This is a genomic window from Mycobacterium shottsii (genome assembly GCF_010728525.1).
Taxonomy (GTDB): domain Bacteria; phylum Actinomycetota; class Actinomycetes; order Mycobacteriales; family Mycobacteriaceae; genus Mycobacterium; species Mycobacterium marinum.
The window spans coordinates 2607590-2625602 of sequence record NZ_AP022572.1 but is presented as its reverse complement, the minus strand read 5'-3'; the positions used below and the strand labels follow the sequence as shown (position 1 = coordinate 2625602).

Annotated in this window: 12 protein-coding genes and 5 pseudogenes; 13 read left to right on the top strand and 4 right to left on the bottom strand. The window is 65.3% G+C overall.

Going from position 1 to position 18013, the window contains the following annotated elements; all coding sequences use genetic code 11:
• Nucleotides 1–20 precede the first annotated feature (20 nt).
• From G6N41_RS12275 to G6N41_RS28515, 6 genes and pseudogenes are all read left to right on the top strand, one after another.
• Nucleotides 21–892, top strand: a pseudogene (locus tag G6N41_RS12275) (IS5 family transposase).
• A gap of 95 nt (nt 893–987) precedes the next feature.
• A complete protein-coding gene (locus G6N41_RS12270; RefSeq protein WP_198967489.1) occupies nt 988–3363 on the top strand; it encodes a lysylphosphatidylglycerol synthase transmembrane domain-containing protein in 2376 nt (791 codons plus the stop codon).
• Nucleotides 3364–3603: 240 nt separating this feature from the next.
• A complete protein-coding gene (locus G6N41_RS12265; protein WP_198968102.1) occupies nt 3604–3819 on the top strand; it encodes a hypothetical protein in 216 nt (71 codons plus the stop codon).
• A gap of 72 nt (nt 3820–3891) precedes the next feature.
• Complete coding sequence (locus G6N41_RS12260) at nt 3892–4173, top strand: hypothetical protein (RefSeq protein WP_198965176.1); 282 nt, start codon at nt 3892–3894, stop codon at nt 4171–4173.
• The gene (locus G6N41_RS12255) at nt 4149–4304 is read left to right on the top strand and encodes a hypothetical protein (RefSeq protein ID WP_198965232.1); all 156 of its coding nucleotides are present in this window, start codon (nt 4149–4151) and stop codon (nt 4302–4304) included. The genes G6N41_RS12260 and G6N41_RS12255 overlap by 25 nt, the downstream gene beginning before the upstream one ends.
• Nucleotides 4305–4314: 10 nt before the next feature.
• Nucleotides 4315–4890 carry a hypothetical protein gene (locus G6N41_RS28515; RefSeq protein WP_231608534.1) on the top strand — a complete coding sequence of 192 codons (576 nt, stop codon included), beginning with the start codon at nt 4315–4317 and terminating at the stop codon, nt 4888–4890.
• Between the two features lie 45 nt (nt 4891–4935).
• Here G6N41_RS28515 and G6N41_RS12245 read toward each other — a convergent pair.
• Nucleotides 4936–6949 (bottom strand): annotated as a pseudogene (locus tag G6N41_RS12245) (GH92 family glycosyl hydrolase); the annotation flags it as partial.
• 50 nt (nt 6950–6999) lie between these two features.
• Here G6N41_RS12245 and G6N41_RS12240 point away from each other — a divergent pair.
• Nucleotides 7000–7871, top strand: a pseudogene (locus G6N41_RS12240) (IS5 family transposase).
• Nucleotides 7872–7887: 16 nt separating this feature from the next.
• Here the strand turns inward: G6N41_RS12240 and G6N41_RS12235 are convergent.
• A pseudogene (locus G6N41_RS12235) lies at nt 7888–8397 on the bottom strand (GH92 family glycosyl hydrolase); the annotation flags it as partial.
• Nucleotides 8398–8647: 250 nt separating this feature from the next.
• Between G6N41_RS12235 and lpqN the strand changes: the two are divergent.
• The 4 genes from lpqN to G6N41_RS12215 all read left to right on the top strand — a co-directional run bounded on the left by lpqN (nt 8648) and on the right by G6N41_RS12215 (nt 13008).
• Nucleotides 8648–9328: an envelope biogenesis lipoprotein LpqN gene (lpqN, locus tag G6N41_RS12230; protein WP_198967846.1), complete on the top strand. Its 681-nt coding sequence runs from the start codon at nt 8648–8650 to the stop codon at nt 9326–9328.
• 203 nt (nt 9329–9531) lie between these two features.
• Nucleotides 9532–10827 carry a haloacid dehalogenase-like hydrolase gene (locus tag G6N41_RS12225; RefSeq protein ID WP_117422971.1) on the top strand — a complete coding sequence of 432 codons (1296 nt, stop codon included), beginning with the start codon at nt 9532–9534 and terminating at the stop codon, nt 10825–10827.
• Nucleotides 10828–10940: 113 nt separating this feature from the next.
• Entirely contained in the window at nt 10941–11426 is a 486-nt protein-coding gene (locus tag G6N41_RS12220; RefSeq protein WP_198967488.1) for a hypothetical protein, read from the top strand.
• Between the two features lie 61 nt (nt 11427–11487).
• Complete coding sequence (locus tag G6N41_RS12215; RefSeq protein WP_198967487.1) at nt 11488–13008, top strand: alpha/beta fold hydrolase; 1521 nt, start codon at nt 11488–11490, stop codon at nt 13006–13008.
• Here G6N41_RS12215 and G6N41_RS12210 read toward each other — a convergent pair.
• Nucleotides 12983–13753: a Mut7-C RNAse domain-containing protein gene (locus tag G6N41_RS12210; RefSeq protein ID WP_198967486.1), complete on the bottom strand. Its 771-nt coding sequence runs from the start codon at nt 13751–13753 to the stop codon at nt 12983–12985. The two genes, G6N41_RS12215 and G6N41_RS12210, sit on opposite strands and share 26 nt — an antisense overlap.
• Nucleotides 13754–13921: 168 nt before the next feature.
• Here G6N41_RS12210 and G6N41_RS12205 point away from each other — a divergent pair, with 168 nt between their 5' ends.
• Both G6N41_RS12205 and G6N41_RS12200 read left to right on the top strand, forming a co-directional pair.
• Nucleotides 13922–16138, top strand: coding sequence for an FUSC family protein (locus tag G6N41_RS12205; protein ID WP_198967845.1), 2217 nt, complete (start codon nt 13922–13924; stop codon nt 16136–16138).
• A gap of 93 nt (nt 16139–16231) precedes the next feature.
• A pseudogene (locus G6N41_RS12200) lies at nt 16232–17105 on the top strand (IS5 family transposase).
• Between the two features lie 10 nt (nt 17106–17115).
• Here G6N41_RS12200 and G6N41_RS12195 read toward each other — a convergent pair.
• Nucleotides 17116–17919 carry a sigma 54 modulation/S30EA ribosomal C-terminal domain-containing protein gene (locus tag G6N41_RS12195; RefSeq protein ID WP_012392864.1) on the bottom strand — a complete coding sequence of 268 codons (804 nt, stop codon included), beginning with the start codon at nt 17917–17919 and terminating at the stop codon, nt 17116–17118.
• Nucleotides 17920–18013 lie beyond the last annotated feature (94 nt).

The window sequence follows — 18013 nt, the reverse complement described above, 5'->3', positions numbered from 1 at the left end:
TTTTGGCTGATGCTGTTTGGGTGATGCGGACGCATGCGATTTCTGATGATTTGTGGTCGCTGATCGTGGCGGTGTTGCCTGCGGGGCGGCGGCGTGGCCGGCCGTGGAACGATCATCGACGTACTCTGGAGGGCATTATCTGGCGTTACCGTACGGGATCTCCGTGGTGTGACCTGCCCGAGCACTTCGGTCCCTGGCAATCGGTGGCCGAGAGGCATCTACGCTGGTCGGTCGATGGCATCTACGCGCGGATCTTCGCGGCGATCGCCTCTGACCTCGACGCCGAGGACGCCGACCTGGGCGCACTGTTGTCGGTCGATTCGACCAGTGTGCGCGCCCACCAACACGCAGCCGGAGCGCCCCGGGCGCCGCACAGGGGGATCTGTCGAATTACAAGAAATATCTCCATGAGCCCGATGACCACGCCATTGGGCATTCCCGCGGCGGGCTGACTACCAAGATCCACGCCTTGACCGACCAGCTGTGCAGTCCGGTCACCCTGGCACTGTCGGCCGGTCAAGCCGGTGATAATCCGATGCTTTGGCCACTGCTGGCCGCCCGGCGCAGCAACTCATACGCCCCGTATCGCCTGCTGGCGGACAAGGCGTACTCCCATGACTCGACGCGGGCACAGCTGCGCCGGCTCAAGATCGCCCACACCATCCCCGAGCGCAGCGACCAGATCACCCGCCGCAAAGCCAAAGGCCGCAACAGAGGACGGCCTCCGGGGTTCTCAGGCCGAATCTACAAGCACCGCAACACCGTCGAGCGAAGCTTCAACCGGCTCAAACACTGGCGCGCGGTCGCCACCTGCTACGACAAATACGCCCTGACCTACCTCAGCGGTGCCACCCTGGCCGCCATCATCACCTACCACCGCGTCCGCAATTAGCAGACAGGACCTAGGCCCACCTGTAATCCTGTTCCCACAGGTAAGTTGTCGGCGAGCCGTGGAGAGGGGAATCGGTCCACCGGACCGTTGGGCATATGCGAGTTGACGGACGCGAGATCACCGTTTCCGGTAGCTTGCTGCCTCCGATAACCAGACGCACCAACGACATCATCTGGCTGGTCGTAGCGGTGGTCTTCCTCGTGGTCGTGGTGACGAGTTCGGTGATCACCCGCCCGCGGTGGGTGGCATTGGAGAAATCGATCTCCGAAATTGTCGGCGTTCTTACCCCCACCCAATCCGATCTGGTTTACCTGGCTTACGGTGCGGCGATTCTGGCGTTGCCATTCGTGATTCTGATCGGGCTGATCGTGAGCCGACAATGGAAACTGCTCGGCGCCTACGCGGCCGCGGCAATCATGGCCGTTCTGCCGTTGTCGATCAGCAGCAACCGAATTTCGGCCCCCCGGTGGCATTTCGACCTGTCCGAGAAGCTCACCACCCTGCCGGCCCAGTTTCTGGATGACCCGCGGTGGATAGCGATGGTCGCGGCGGTACTCACCGTGTCAGGCCCCTGGCTGCCCGCCCGCTGGCGACATTGGTGGTGGGGATTGTTGTTGGCCTTCGTGCCGATCCACCTGGTCATCAGCGCCATCGTGCCGGCCCGTTCGTTGCTGGGACTGGCCGTGGGGTGGTTCGTCGGCGCGCTGGTGGTCCTAGTCGTTGGCACGCCCGCTCTCGAGGTGCCCTTGGAAGGTGCGGTCCGTGCCATGGCCAAGCGTGGATTCGCGGTATCGATGCTCACGGTGGTGCGGCCGGGCGGCGCCGGTCCACTAGTGCTGGCGGCCACCTCCCCCGACCCCGAATGCCGGGCGGCTATCGAGTTGTACGGCCCGCATCAGCGCAGCGGCGGCGCACTGCGGCAACTTTGGTGGAAGCTGCGACTGCGCGGCTCCGAAACCGCACCGCTGCAGGCCTCCATGCGCCGCGCGGTCGAGCACCGCGCCCTGATGGCCATCGCGATCGGGGAAGCGGGCGTCGCCAATACCTCGACCATCGCGCTGGCCGCGCTCGACCGCGAATGGACGCTGTACGCGCACAACCCGGTACGCGGGACACCGCTGGATGAATGCACCGCCCAGACACCGGTTAGCCGGGTGTGGGAATCGTTGCGAACGCTCAACGACTACCAGATCTCGCACGGGGACTTGCGCTGCCACGCGATCACAGTCGATGAGGACAAGGTCCTGTTCGGGGGGTTCGGCAACGCCGAATATGGGGCCACCGACGCCCAACTCCAATCGGATATCGCCCAACTCCTGGTGACCACCTCGGCACTGTACGGCGCGCAGCCCGCGGTGAGCGCCGCGATCGAAGCATTCGGCAAAGACACCATCCTGATGGCCTCGCGCCGGCTCACCAAATCCGCCGTGCCCAAGCGCATCCGCGAATCTGTGGCCAACGCCAAGACCGTCATCGCCGGCGCCCGCACCGAGGTCAAGTGCCAGACCGGTGCCCATCAGATCGAGAGCCAGACGATCACCCGGTTCAGTCGCAGCCAGTTCATCCAACTGGTGCTGATCGGCGCGCTGGTGTACGTCGCGTATCCGTTCATCAGCACCGTGCCGACCTTTTTCTCCCAGCTCAGAACCGCCAACTGGACGTGGGCACTGCTCGGGTTGGCGGTGTCGGCACTGACCTATGTCGGCGCTGCGGCGGCATTGTGGACCTGCGCCGACGGGCAGGTCAGCTTCTGGAGGCTATCGATCGTGCAGGTGGCCAATACCTTTGCGGCAACAACCACCCCGGCCGGCGTCGGTGGCCTCGCACTGAGCACCCGGTTCCTGCAGAAGAGCGGTCTGAGCGCGTTACGGGCCACCGCAGCCGTAGCGCTGCAGCAGTCGGTCCAGGTGATTGTTCACCTGGCGTTGCTGATCCTGTTCAGCACCGTCGCGGGAACCTCAACCGATCTATCGCATTTCGTGCCCACCGGCACCGTGGTGTACCTGATCGCGGGTGTGGCGCTGGGCATCATCGGAACGTTCTTGTTCGTACCCAACTTGCGGCGCTGGCTGTCGACGGAAGTGCGTCCCAAGCTCAAAGAGGTCACCAGCGACCTGATTGTGCTGGGCCGGGAGCCCAAGCGATTGGCCATCATCCTGCTGGGTTGCGCGGGAACGACTCTCGGCGCCGCGCTGGCGCTATGGGCCAGCATCGAAGCCTTCGGCGGCGGAACGACATTTGTCACCGTCACGGTGGTGACGATGGTCGGCGGGACGCTGGCCTCGGCCGCGCCGACACCCGGCGGTGTCGGCGCCGTCGAGGCGGCACTGATCGGTGGGCTGGCCGCGTTCGGGGTGCCCGCGGCGATCGGCGTTCCCTCGGTACTGCTGTACCGCGTGCTCACCTGCTGGCTACCGGTGTTTCTGGGCTGGCCGATAATGCGGTGTCGGACCAAGAGCGAAATGATCTAGCGCTGGCCGCGGCGCGCGCGGGTCACTCGTCATAACCGAGTGACCACAACCAGCACGGTCGATGTCCGGCTGGTTGCACCGGCGGTGGTGGTCAGATACGTCAGATAGTACTCGTTGTCGACCGACTTGTCCACCGTGCGGCAAGCATCACGAGAAATGCCCGTGAAGCGTCCTCGGTGCATCACGTAAAAATGCCCGCGAAACGGTCGATCCTTGGCAGGCATGGGAAGTGGGCTGTCGATGTCGTCTCGGGCCGAGATCACCGCGAAGTTCGCCAGGGCGTATGTGGGGGCGCCGAAGGCGGACAAGGGGCAGATTCTGGATCAGGTGGTGGCGGTCACCGGCTGGTCGCGTGACAACGCCCGGCGGCGGTTGAGGGCGGCGGCCGCGCCGGCGGGAGCGGGTCGGCAGGTCGCCAAACGGATTTGCCGGCAACGTAATCCGAAGTACTCCTAGGATGCGCTCAAGGTGTTGCAGAAGGTGTGGGCGGCCTCAGGCGGGCAGTGCGGCCGGTACCTGGCCGCTTCCATGGCACTTCAGTTGGATGCTCTAGAACGCCACGGCGAACTGGTGGACGGCCGTGACCGTTACGGCCCGGCGGTGCGTGCCGAGCTGTTGGCGATGAGCAGCGCCACGATCGACCGCTACCTGCGCGGCGCCAAGGCCCGCGACCAGATCTCGGGTGTGTCGACGACGAAACCCTCCCGCTGCTGCGGTCCTCGATCACCATCTGCAAAGCAGGCGATGAGGCCGAAGAATCTCCGGGGTTCTTCGAAGGCGACACCGTGGCGCACTGCGGCCCGACACTGAAAGGTGAGTTCGCCCGCACGGTCAACCTCACCGACATGCACATCGGCTGGGTGTTCACCCGCACGGTGCGCAACAACGCCCACCCCACATCCTGGGCGCCCTCAAAACCGGAATTACTAAAATCCCTATAAGGTAACGGGTTTGGACTTCGACAACGGCACCGAATTCCTCAATAAGGCGGTCATCAAGTGGGCCGCGGACATGGAGATCTTCTTCACCCGCTCACGACCCTACAAGAAGAACGACCAGGCCACCATCGAGTCCAAAAACAACCACCTCGTGCGTCGCTACGGGTTCTACTACCGCTACGACACCGACGAAGAACGCGCCGTGCTCAACCGGCTGTGGCACCTGGTCAACGACCGGCTCAACTACCTGACCCCCACCATCAAACCCATCAGCTACGGCTGCAGCCGCGACGGTCACCGCCGCCGGCTCTACGACAAGCCCCAGACCCCTGGACCGGCTGCTGGCCGCCGGAGTCCTCTCAGCGGCCCAACAAACAGAGCTGCTCACCTACCGCAACAGCCTCAACCCCGCCGCGATCGCCCACCAGATCGCCGACCTGCAAGCCGCCCTGCTCAGACTCGCCAAAGACAAGACCGAACAGCTCTACCCCGCCGCCATACCCGCCGCTCTACCCGCCCTCAAAGCCGGCATCCGCATCAAAAGCAAGACCACCACCTGACCCCGATTTCGCGGGCATTCCTTACCTGATGCATGAACCAGGTTTCGCAGGCATCTTGACTTGATGCATCACGCCGTGATTCCGACCCGGGTCGTGGCCGATCCATTCTCGGCGAATCGTCCAGAGGTGGGTACCACCGTGCTCCCGCCGGTCGAGGACTCTCCGGTGATGGTGAACTCGTCGATGCCGGTGATCATCCGTTGTAGGTCGACCCTGACGGTTCGCGTCGTTCCGGGCGTAATCCTGATGATGGGCCGCGGGACATTGACCGTCACCGCCGAGCCGCCCGCGCCGAACGACGGTGGCGCCGATGACGGTCCGCTACCCCACTGCTTGTTGGGAACGGCGGCAAGCTCAAAGGCGACGTCGCCGCCTGTCGTGATGATCGACTCCGGAAGATAGGTCTGGTCTAGTGGCCGCACCGTTGATGCGCAGCCCACTGATGTACCTCATGTGGCTGGGCGCGGACGCGCCGGGCGCGGAAAGCTGGATGAATTTGTCTGCGGGGAGTCTGATTACGGCCCGGTCGAACAAGGGGGTATTCACCGTCAGGATCGGAGTCCCCGCCGTGATCGGATACAGACCGAGAGCCGCCCAGACATACCAGCTGGACAGCGCGCCCAGATCGTCGTTGCCGGGCGCGCCGTCGGGCGTGGCCGCGAACAGGCCGCGCACTCGGTTGACCGTCCGCTGCGTCTTCCACGGCGCTCCCAGGTAGTTGTAGATCCACGGCACCCCGAAACCCGGCTCATTGCCGGCCCACAGGTAGGGCTGGTTTGGACCCATGTTGAGCTTCTTGGTGAAGCGATCCAGCCGGTTTTCCGCCGCCGCACAGCCGCCCAGCGCTGTCACCAGGCCGGCGATGTTTTGTGGCACCATCCACAGATATTGCTCGGCGTTGCCCTCGTCGAATCCGTCTTGACCAAACCCCTCCGGGATCTCGGTGAATCCCGGGCCGTCGGGGAAGAATCCCATCCGATCCCGTGGCGAGATGAAACCGGTGCTGGGGTTGAACAGGTTCTGCCAGTACTGCGACCGGTGCTGGAATTCGGCGGCGGTCTTGTCATCGCCCAACGCCTGCGCGAATCGGGAGATGGTGAAGTCGTCGATGGCCCATTCCAGGGTGATCGATGCGCCCGCGATGCGCCCGCCGGTAGCGAATTCGCTCACCTGCGGCCCGAAACCCAACTCTTGGTAGGTGGTGATTCCCGGCCGCTCGACATAACCGTTGAGGCCGACGCCGCCCCGCGTCGCCGCGTTCACCATGTAACGCAGCGCGGTGTGAACGTCGAAGTCCTTGGCGCCGAAGGTATAGAGATTTACGATCAGCGGCACCGCATTGTCCCCGGTCATCATGCCCGTCGACGAATTCGCAAGGGGCCAGCGCGGAAAAGCACCGCTCTGCTCTGCGTCGTTGACCAGTGACTGGGCCATGTCGCTGGCCTGGCTGGGGAAGAGCAGCCCTTGCAGAGCGGCCAGGCTGCGATAGGTGTCCCAGTCGGAGAAATTGGCATATTGGGTATGTCCCTGGGGCACCGTGTGAATGGCACCGTCAAACCCGAGGTATCGACCGTCGGCATCGTTGAAGGTGTTGGGGTGCAACAGTGAACGGTAGAGGCAGCTGTAGAAGGTCACCAGCTCGTCGGGGTCACGGCCGGCCACCGCGATCCGCAACAACGCCGCGTTCCACTCCCTCGCGGCGGCGGTGCGAACGTCGTCGAAACTCGCCGCCCCCTCGGCCGCGAGGTTCGCTCGTGCGCCGTCGATGCCCACGTAGGAGATCGCGGTTTGCACCTCGAGTGCGGCGCCGGACGGAAACTCCACATAAGCCCCGCTGCGCCGGGAATGCGCGCCGCGGACCCCGGCGTAGACCGCGTAGCCGTCCCACGCGCCGTAGGAGATGAACGGCTGGTTGAACTTCATCGCGAAGTACACGGTGTAGGTGTTGTTCTTGCCGCAGAATCCGCCGCTGGTCGCCCAACCGGTGATCGTGGTGTTGTCCGCCCCGAGCTGGATTGTCGAGCGCGAGTTGCCCGCCAGCGACGCCCCGGACTGCACCCGCAGCAAGGCCGGCCGGCCATCGCGCGGCTAGGGCGTGTCTGCTTAATGTGAATGGTGTTTTGGCTGATGCTGTTTGGGTGATGCGGACGCATGCGATTTCTGATGATTTGTGGTCGCTGATCGTGGCGGTGTTGCCTGCGGGGCGGCGGCGTGGCCGGCCGTGGAACGATCATCGACGTACTCTGGAGGGCATTATCTGGCGTTACCGTACGGGATCTCCGTGGCGTGACCTGCCCGAGCACTTCGGTCCCTGGCAATCGGTGGCCGAGAGGCATCTACGCTGGTCGGTCGATGGCATCTACGCGCGGATCTTCGCGGCGATCGCCTCTGACCTCGACGCCGAGGACGCCGACCTGGGCGCACTGTTGTCGGTCGATTCGACCAGTGTGCGCGCCCACCGACACGCAGCCGGAGCGCCCCGGGCGCCGCACAGGGGGATCTGTCGAATTACAAGAAATATCTCGATGAGCCCGATGACCACGCCATTGGGCGTTCCCGCGGCGGGCTGACTACCAAGATCCACGCCTTGACCGACCAGCTGTGCAGTCCGGTCACCCTGGCACTGTCGGCCGGTCAAGCCGGTGATAATCCGATGCTTTGGCCATTGCTGGCCGCCCGGTGCAGCAACTCAGACGCCCCGTTTCACCTGCTGGCGGACAAGGCGTACTCCCATGACTCGACGCGGGCACAGCTGCGCCGGCTCAAGATCGCCCATACCATCCCCGAGCGCAGCGACCAGATCACCCGCCGCAAAGCCAAAGGCCGCAACAGAGGACGGCCTCCGGGGTTCTCAGGCCGAATCTACAAGCACCGTAACACCGTCGAGCGAAGCTTCAACCGGCTCAAACACTGGCGCGCGGTCGCCACCCGCTACGACAAATACGCCCTGACCTACCTCGGCGGTGTCACCCTGGCCGCCATCATCACCTACCACCGCGTCCGCAATTAGCAGACAGGACCTAGCTGAACCGGCCGAAGCCGGTGCGGGTGGTGGCAGTGAGCTCCGCGGTCACCCCGGTGGCCGGAAAGTGCACCGAGTAATAGCCGGGGACCCCCACTTCGCTGTCGTCGTGGGCAATCCGCTCGGCCCCGCGCCAAGGTTGCGCACTGATCGCGGTGGTGGTGGGCAACACCGAAATGTCGCCGAAGGCAGCGCAGCCCACCGAGGCGTGCGTCATGCTGAACCCGGTGGAACGGGGATTCTGGTAGTCGTAGCCGGCATAGTTGTCGGTGGTGTCCGGCGAGTACTGCACCATGCCGAACGGCACCGCTGCGCCGGGGAAATTGTTGATCTCCCCGACGATCTCGCCCCCGGTCCCGGTGCCGACCAGCGTGTCGACGTAGTCGACGGGGTTAGCCACCAACGACGGTTCGCCGTCGTAGGCACGCGGCGGCGCGGCCGCAATCAACGGCAGCAACAGGCCCAGCACCGCGAGGAGCGCGGCAAGGCCCCGCAGCAACCTCGGTGACCGCATACGTGTCTCATTACTGCACGCCGAGCCTTCCCGTGGGGATTTCGGCATTAATCCAGGCCGATGACAGGACAATGCGCGCCATCACATTTTCGGCGATCGGGGCCAGGGCAACCGCCGGCATCCGCCGGCTCGACACCGTTAGCACCGGTAGTTGGGGCATTGCCGCAACGCTGCGCACCGGTTGGGCTAATGTCGGTCCGGATGTCGCCGGAGCAGATACCGGGGCCCCAAAATTCAGGAGATGCAAGACATAAAGGACCTCACCGCGGTGCTGGCAACAGCGGCGCTAAGCCTGACGCTGGTTGCCTGCGGGTCTGGCACGACGAGTGACACCAAGACCTCCACATCGACGTCCACGTCCACGTCGACGTCCACCACGACGTCGGCGACCAGCCCAACACCGGGCACCCAAGCCAACTACACGATCGCTGACTACATCCGGGACAACGACATCCAGGAAACCCCCGTGCACCACGGCGACCCCGGATCCCCGAACATCGATCTGCCGGTGCCCGACGGCTGGCAACTGCTACCCGAAGGCTCGGGCGCACCCTACGGTGGCATCGCCTACACCCAACCCGCTGATCCCAGCGACCCGCCCACCATCGTGGCGATCTTGTCCAAACTCACCGGCAACGTCGAGGCCGCCAAGATTCTCGAATTCGCCCCGGGCGAGCTGAAAAACCTGCCCGGGTACGAGGGCAGCAACAACGGCAGTGCCTCCACACTCAGCGGCTTCCAGGCATGGCAGCTCGGCGGTTCCTACACCAAGAACGGCAAGCAGCGGGCGGTCGCGCAGAAGACGGTGGTGATCCCCAGCCAGGAAGGCCTGTTCGTGCTTCAGCTCGACGCCGATGCCCTCGACAGCGAGCAAGACGTGTTGATGGATGCCACCGGCGTGATCGACGACCAGACCAAGATCACCCCCTAGCCGGGCGCGCCAACCAAAACGCACCGCGGAGCTGCACGCACTCCGCGGTGCGTTTTTCCGATCCCGTCCGCCAGGCCGGCGTGGCGCCGTCGACTTGCGGGGCAGCCCGACCCGCAATCAGTCACAATCGTCAGGTCGGACAAGCGACTCAGCTTCCGATCAAGCCGCTGGCCGGTGTTCGTTGACATGACGAAGGGCGCCCATTGATACCACCGACCCGACTCATCGTTGCGCTGTTGGCAGTGGCGACTCTGCTTGGCGGCGTCAGCGGTTGCTCGACCGATCGACCCACCAGCCCAGCATCCGGCGATTACGGGTCCGGCTGTCGTGAGCTCGACGCGTCTCTTGAATGGCATGACGGCGTACGCGAGTTTCTGCAATCCGCCATCAATGCCAACAGCAAGTGCACCGGCACCGCCGACGGCGCTGCACACAAGGTCGCGATCTTCGACTGGGACAACACCGTCGTCAAGAACGACATCGGTTATGCGACCAATTACTACATGCTGACGCACGATTTGGTGCTGCAGCCCGCCAACCAGGATTGGCACAACACGGGGCGCTACCTGACCGATGCGGCCGCCGACGCGCTGAGTGCGGCTTGCGGCAAGGATGTGCCCGCCGGCGAGCCGCTTCCGACCAGCAGCAATGCGTTGTGCGCGGACGAGATCCTGTCGCTTCTTGGGGGCCAAACGACGACGGGACGGCCCGCTTTTGCCGGCAGTGACGCGCGTCGCCTGGAGGGTTCCTACGCCTGGGGCAACGCGCTGTCGGCCGGCTACAGCGCCGAGGAACTCGCCCAATTCGCCGCCGCGGCAAAGCAACAGAATCTCGCCGCCGATGTCGGCGCCACCCAGAAGGTGGGCACTGAGGATGTCGACGGTTACATTCGCGTCTATCCCCAGATCAAAGACCTCATCGCGACTCTGCAGGCCCATGGCATCGACGCCTGGGTGGTGTCGGCATCTCCCGAACCGGTCATCAAGGTGTGGGCGGGCGAAGTGGGCATCGATGACCAGCACGTCGTGGGTGTCCGCAGCGTTGCCGACCAATCCGGGAAACTGACCGCTCATCTCCTCGGCTGCGGCGGGGTTCGCGACGGCGAGGATTCGGTGATGCCGTTTGCCGACGGCAAGCGTTGTTGGGCCAATCAAGTCATCTTCGGCGTTGACGGCCCGCAAGCCTTCGACCAACTCCCGCAGGACCGTCGCCAGGTGCTTGCTGCGGGTGACTCGAACAGCGACGCCACGTTCGTGGGCGACGCGACCGCGGTGTCACTGGCCATCAACCGCAACAAAGCCGAGCTCATGTGCCGGGCCTACGACGGCCTGTACACCAAAGGCGGCAAGTGGGCCGTCAACCCGATGTTCATGGACCCGCTCCCCCAGCACCCGCCGTATCCGTGTGGGCAGGCGTTCGTCAACTCCGACGGGTCGAAGGGACCGGTCCGCGACGCCGCCGGCAACCCCATCGCGGACCAGGTCGACTCGATCTTCTGATCGCTGGGTGCCTGCCACTGCGACGCTGCTGGGCGGGGCCGGCGTGATCGCCGAACGGAGCTGTACTCGCGGCGGCACTGCCGCACACCATCGTGTTGTCCTACGGTGTTTGCATGACAGAGCAGTCGTATCCGGTGGAGGTGGGGCATCCACCGTCAGCACTACTTCGTGCCATCAACCCGGTGCTCGGTTTTCTCTTGCGCACACCGCTCGCCGGCTCACTGGGCAACCAGCTGATGGTGCTCGACTTCACCGGCCGCAAGTCGGGACGGCACTTCTCACTTCCGTTGAGCGCCCATGTCATCGACAACGTGCTGTACGCCCTGACCGGCGCCGCATGGAAGTACAACTTCAGCGGTGGTGCCACCGCCCAGGTAGTGCACAACGGGAAGACGACAGCCATGCGCGGCGACCTCATCCGGGACCCGGACGTGGTCGCCGACCTGTGTCTGCGATGTGCCCAGTCTTACGGCCCGCGCCGCGCGCAGCGGATGATGGGTTTGAAGTTTCGCGACCGGCGGATCCCCACGCTCGAGGAGTTCACCGAGGCCGTCGACCGGCTGCAGTTTGCCGCGATCAAGTTGACTCCGGCCGGGTGACAATTCAGAAACCGTGCGAAATACATTGCGAAATAACGCTTCCCATGTTCTACGCGGGACCATGGCCTGGCTGTTGTGTGTGGTGATAGCGGTGAGCCTGGTCGCGTGTGGCGGTGGGCGCCAAAAGACTCACTACGACGCGGCGCCATGTCCGGAGCCGAATTTTCCCGGCGTGCCCCAGGCGGAGCTGGGAGCCAACTACAGCTGCGGTTATCTCACCGTCCCGGAGAATCGCCTCGATCCGCAGAGTCGCACCATCCGACTCCTGGTGGCACGGGTAAAAGCGGTCAGCGACAAGCCCAAGGCCGACCCCATCGTCTACCTCGCGGGTGGACCCGGGGGCGCGGCAACACTGAACGCACCCCGGGTTGTCGCCAGCGGTTTGAACGCCGACCGCGACGTCATCTTCGTCAACCAGCGCGGCACCCTACACAGCGATCCACACCTGAGCTGTCCGGAAATGGATGACTTCGCGGTGCGGGCCCTCGATTTGGACTTCGAGGCCCCGGCTACCGCGGATCTGGACGCGGCGGCCGTCACCGCATGCCGAAACAGGCTGGTGGCTGAGGGCTTTCATCTGGCGTCCTACAGCTCACGGGAGAACGCGGCGGACATCGCTGCGCTACGCAAGCAACTGGGCATCGAGAAGTGGAACGTCTACGGGGTCTCATACGGCAGCGACCTGGCGCAGCAGCTGCTGCGTACCCACCGCGAAGGCATCCGGTCGATGGTGTTGGACTCGGTGGTCCCGACGTCGTTCAACCTGATCGACCGCTGGTGGCAAGCCCCCGCAAGCGGCCTGGCCGCGATCATTGGAGCGTGCAATGACCAACCCGGGTGCGCGCAAGCCTATCCGGATCTGGCAACGGTGTTCGTCAACGTGGTCAGCACGCTGAGCCGGAAACCCTTGAAGGTCAGCACCTCTGATGCCAACGGCGACCCGGTGCAGGTCACTATCGATGGGTTCAAGGTGGTGCCCCTGGTGCTCGGCTGGAGCGCCGACCCAGCCAAGGTGACCGACATTCCGCGGATGATATTCGCGCTGGCCAGGGGGGAGGGCAGGCTGGCCGCCGCCGGGATTGCCGAGACTGTCCCGCCACCCGAGCACCGCGGCCTGCTGGGCGCCGGTCTGGCGCTGGGCACCTACTGCCAGGAGATGGCCAACTGGACCACGCCGGAGCAGGCGCTGTCGCGGGCACGAACAGCGATCCCCGGCCTGCCCGATTCGGTGCTGCGCATCACCCCGACCGGCAGTTGGATCTTCCGCGAGTGCGCCGCCTGGGGGTCGGGTAGATCCGAGACTGCCGATCGTCTGTCGGTGTCCAGCGGGGTGCCCACCCTCATCCTGTCGGGCACGTTCGACTCCAGCACCGCGCCACAGTGGGCCGAGGAGATCACCCCCGGGCTGGGCAACTCGCAGCTGGTGCGGTTTCCCGGGGTGGGCCATGGTGTCCTGCCGAATTCGGCGTGCGCCCAGTCGATCGTGACGGCATTCGTCGACGATCCGAGCCGCGACATCGACAAATCCTGTGTCTGGAAAATGACGATGCCCACCTTCAGTCTGCCCGAGCCGGCCCGCTAGCCAGCTGGCCCAGGATTGCCTGCACCAGCCCGGCCAGCCGGGCATGATGGGAGCCGGCCCAATAGATCCGTCCGCAGTCCGAGCAACGGCTGAAATCGTCGTAGTGCTGGCGAGTCAGCGGCTCCAGGCGATCGATGACCTCTTCCTTGGCAACCGGGATCAAGCGGCCGTTGCACCGCACGCAGCGCGACAGGGGCGCCAACCGCTGCCGCAGGTCCAGTCGCCGTATCACTTCGAGCAGCTGTTCCTGGGGTTGCTGGGAGTGCACGAACAGGCCATGGGTGACCGCACGACGCTTCAGCAGCCCGCGGTCGCGGGTGAGCAGGATCCGCTGCTCGGCCAGGCTGATGTCGACCAGCGCCGGGTCATCGGCCACGCTGGACCACCAAACATCGAGTCCGAGTAGTCGCATCAGCCGGGCGAGCCGACCGAGATTGACGTCGACCACAAACCGTGGATGACGCAGCGGCACCGGCCGCAGCCCGCTGGTCAGCCCGATGTCGAGCGCCTCGAACATCGGGTACACGGCGATCCGGTCGCAGGCCGCCGGCCGGTGGCCGAACTCTGCGGGTTCTCCGTTCACCAGGATGAGATCGATCTCGGTGTGCGGGATGCCCATCGCCTCCAGCACATCCTTGACCGTCTGATGGCTGCGGAACGGCCGGCGCACGGTCGCGCCGCGTGCCTGGGGCTCCAGGAAGTCGCCGAGTTCGGCGTAGGCCCGGACGTCCAGATGGCCGTCCATCATTCATATGTACCGCGCGGGACGCCCGGCGAGCCCGTCCACCCGATCCGCGGCATGCTTTCCGTAACGTCGTGAGCAGCGACTAGATCACAAGAAGGATGGTTCGGGGTGTCCCGTCGAGATGACGTGCAGGACCGGCCGGCCGTTGACACCCGGATACCGGAGTCGATGGCGGCACGTTTGCAGCGGGCACAGAGCTGGGCAATTGGTTCCGACCCCGGACTGCTGCGGCTACGGATGGCCACTCGGACCACCGCGGCGCTGGGCTGTTCGCTGCTGGTGTTGTACCTGCTGACGATGGCGACCGGGCAGCCGTTGACCGTCGCTCTGATCGGTGTCGTCATCACCATGATCGCGGCCCGTTCCGTCGACCATCCCGACTCCCGACAACAGCAGATCACCATGGCGCTGCTGCCGGTACCCGCGGCGCTGTCGATCAGCGTGGCCGCGCTGCTCGCGCCGCACCTGATCGCCGCCGAGGTGGCGTTCGTGGTGATCGTGTTCGCCGCGGTCTATGTCCGCCGCTTCGGGCCGCGTGGACGGGCGCTGGGCATGGTCGCATTCATGGCCTACTTCTTCAGCCTGTATCTGCGGGCCGGGGTGGCCCAGTTGCCCTGGATGATCGGCGCCGTGCTGGTTGGCACCCTGTGCACGTTTGTGATGAGCACCTATGTGCTGCCCGACCGCCCAGAAAGTGTGCTGCGCGCCACGATTCGCTCGCTGCGAGCGCGGATGGCGATCGTGGTGGACACCGCCGCCGACACCGTGCGAGCGGGTCGGCTCGATGAGCGGCGCCGCCGCCGCATGCGGGCCCGGATTGCCCGGCTCAACGAGACCGCTTTGCTGGTGCAGAGCCAGATCGAGGACAAGACCCATCCCGCCACGCTGTGGCCGGGGATCAGCGCAGAGCAACTCGCACCGTGGCTGTTCGACGCCGAACTCTCCGTCGAATGGGTCGCCATCGCGGGCCACCGCGCCATGGCCATCGCCGAGGAGATTCCGGCCGCCACCCGTATCGAGCTGGCTGACACGCTTACCCAACTCGCGTGGGCCATCCGGGGGCCGCGAACCGAGGGCCTGCACCAGGCCGCCAGCCGGGCTCAGCGGCTCCTGGACGGTCAGCCCCCTCCGGCCCCGACCGACGACCCGAGCCAGGGCGCCGTGCGCCGCCTCGGCCTGGCCATCGTCGCCGCGGCGACGGCGACCACGGAGGTCCGCGAGCTCATCGGTGATGCCACCGCGGCCCCGCCCGATCCGGACAACAACGACGTGGTGCAGCCGGTACCCGAGGACACTGCGGCAGATGGTGGGCCCGGCGAAGCCGGGCTGGCGCCCACCACACGACAAGCCATCCAGGTCAGCATCGCGGCGTCACTGGCGATCGTCACCGGTGAGTTGGTTTCGCCGCTGCACTGGTATTGGGCGGTGATTGCGGCATTCGTGGTCTTTGCCGGCACCAATTCGTGGGGCGAAACCCTCACCAAGGGTTGGCAGCGGTTACTGGGCACCGTGCTCGGCGTGCCCTGCGGCGTGCTGGTCGCCACGGTGGTCGCCGGCGACAGAGTCCTCTCGGTCGTCATGATCTTCGCGTGCCTGTTCTTCGCCGTCTATTTCATGCAGGTCACCTACAGCCTGATGACGTTCTGGATCACCACGATGCTGGCGCTGCTGTACGGGCTGCTCGGCAAGTTCACCTTCGGTGTGCTGATGCTGCGGATCGAGGAGACCGCGATCGGCGCCGTTATTGGCGTTGCCGTCGCAATCCTGGTGCTGCCGACCACCATTGGGACGGTGGTACGCCGCGATACCCGGGCCTTCTTGACAACGCTGTCCGAATTGATCGAGATCTCCATCGCGACCATGTTCGACGACGACGTGACCGACAGCCCCACCGAGCGGGCGCGTGAACTCGATCGAGACCTGCAGCAGTTCCGGGTCACGGCCAAACCGATGCTCGCTGGTGTCGCCGGATTCGCCGGCCGAAGAAGCATCCAGCACTCGGTGCGGTTGCTCACCATCTGTGACCGCTACGCACGGATTCTGGCCCGCCGAAGCGAGCAATACCTGGATCCGGGATGTCCCCACGGACTTTCCGATGCCATCACGACCGCGGCGGCCCAGATCCGGCGCAAGATCGACGCGCTGGTCACTGCCCTCGACGGGACCCAGGACGTGGCCATCACGCCCGCCGCCGACTCCCTCGATGCGGCCGAGGCGGTGGTCAGGCAGCACGCCGACGCGATCAATCGGGCCGCCCCCGGGACCAATCCGCGTCACCTGCTGGCCGCGGTGAACTCGCTGCGCCGGATCGAAGGTGCTGTCGTCAACGCGGCCGTCCATTTCGGCGCCGACGCAGACCTGATGGCGCACGATCAGCCAGGGTGAATCGCGCCGGCGCGGCTGCCGAGTCGGTCCGCAATTCCGCGGGCTAGGGCGTGTCTGCTTAATGTGAATGGTGTTTTGGCTGATGCTGTTTGGGTGATGCGGACGCATGCGATTTCTGATGATTTGTGGTCGCTGATCGTGGCGGTGTTGCCTGCGGGGCGGCGGCGTGGCCGGCCGTGGAACGATCATCGACATACTCTGGAGGGCATTATCTGGCGTTACCGTACGGGATCTCCGTGGCGTGACCTGCCCGAGCACTTCGGTCCCTGGCAATCAGTGGCCGAGAGGCATCTACGCTGGTCGGTCGATGGCATCTACGCGCGGATCTTCGCGGCGATCGCCTCTGACCTCGACGCCGAGGACGCCGACCTGGGCGCACTGTTGTCGGTCGATTCGACCAGTGTGCGCGCCCACCAACACGCAGCCGGAGCGCGCCCCGGGCGCCGCACAGGGGGATCTGTCGAATTACAAGAAATATCTCGATGAGCCCGATGACCACGCCATTGGGCGTTCCCGCGGCGGGCTGACTACCAAGATCCACGCCTTGACCGACCAGCTGTGCAGTCCGGTCACCCTGGCACTGTCGGCCGGTCAAGCCGGTGATAATCCGATGCTTTGGCCACTGCTGGCCGCCCGGTGCAGCAACTCATACGCCCCGTATCGCCTGCTGGCGGACAAGGCGTACTCCCATGACTCGACGCGGGCACAGCTGCGCCGGCTCAAGATCGCCCACACCATCCCCGAGCGCAGCGACCAGATCACCCGCCGCAAAGCCAAAGGCCGCAACAGAGGACGGCCTCCGGGGTTCTCAGGCCGAATCTACAAGCACCGCAACACCGTCGAGCGAAGCTTCAACCGGCTCAAACACTGGCGCGCGGTCGCCACCCGCTACGACAAATACGCCCTGACCTACCTCAGCGGTGCCACCCTGGCCGCCATCATCACCTACCACCGCGTCCGCAATTAGCAGACAGGACCTAGCCGGCCGGCGTAATCAACCCGTAGTGCCCGTCATAGCGGTGGTACAGCACCCCGGCGCGGCCCTGGGCGGCATCGATGAAGAACAGAAACGGTAGACCAAGGACGCCGAGTCGCTCGGCCGCCTCCGCCTCGGTCAGAATTGGCGCCGGATGCGGGCTGATGGACAGCGGCAGCTCGAACGGGCTGAGCTGATCGGCGGTAGCGGGTGCAACCAGCGCCAACCGATAGCCGGTCGGACCGCCGCGGTAGAGGACGCCGGCCATGCCCGTGCCCTGCTCGGTGAAAAGGTGGAAATCGTAGTCGAGCAAACCCATTTCGGTGGCGGCGTCATCGACCGTGCACGGCGCCATCGTAAACGACTTGCGGCGGATGACCTCGCGTTCCTCGGGCGGACGCGGAAAGTAGGTGTCGCGTTGCCGGGGCTCGGATTCGTGCCGCCATTCGGCGCGACCGGCGTCGGGCTGCTGGCCGCGTCGGGCCTCCCAGTGCTCGGCCACCCGCTCCAGCCGGCGCCGCAGTCGCGCATCGAGCCGATCGATCGCCTCCTGCGCGGTAGCGCCATGAACCTGGGCGCGGACCAACCGCCCGTCGACGTTGAAATTGGCCTGCGCGACCACGGGTCGCGACACCGCCGGATCGGGATGCTGGGAGATTCGAACGCGGGCAGAAAGCACAGGCCGGTGCGCCAAGCGGCCGAGTTGGCCGATCTTGGTGCGCGCGTATTCGGCCGCACCGGGCAAGTCGCCGCGGGCGCTCACCTCGACATCGATAACGGGTGGCAAATCTGCTTTGTGCCGCATGACTCATTCCTACGCGGCGAATCTGGATGCGGGGCAGGGCCAAAGGTCCTCGTGCCAGGGACGGAAAGTCACCCCCGGCAAGTCCGGGCCTTGA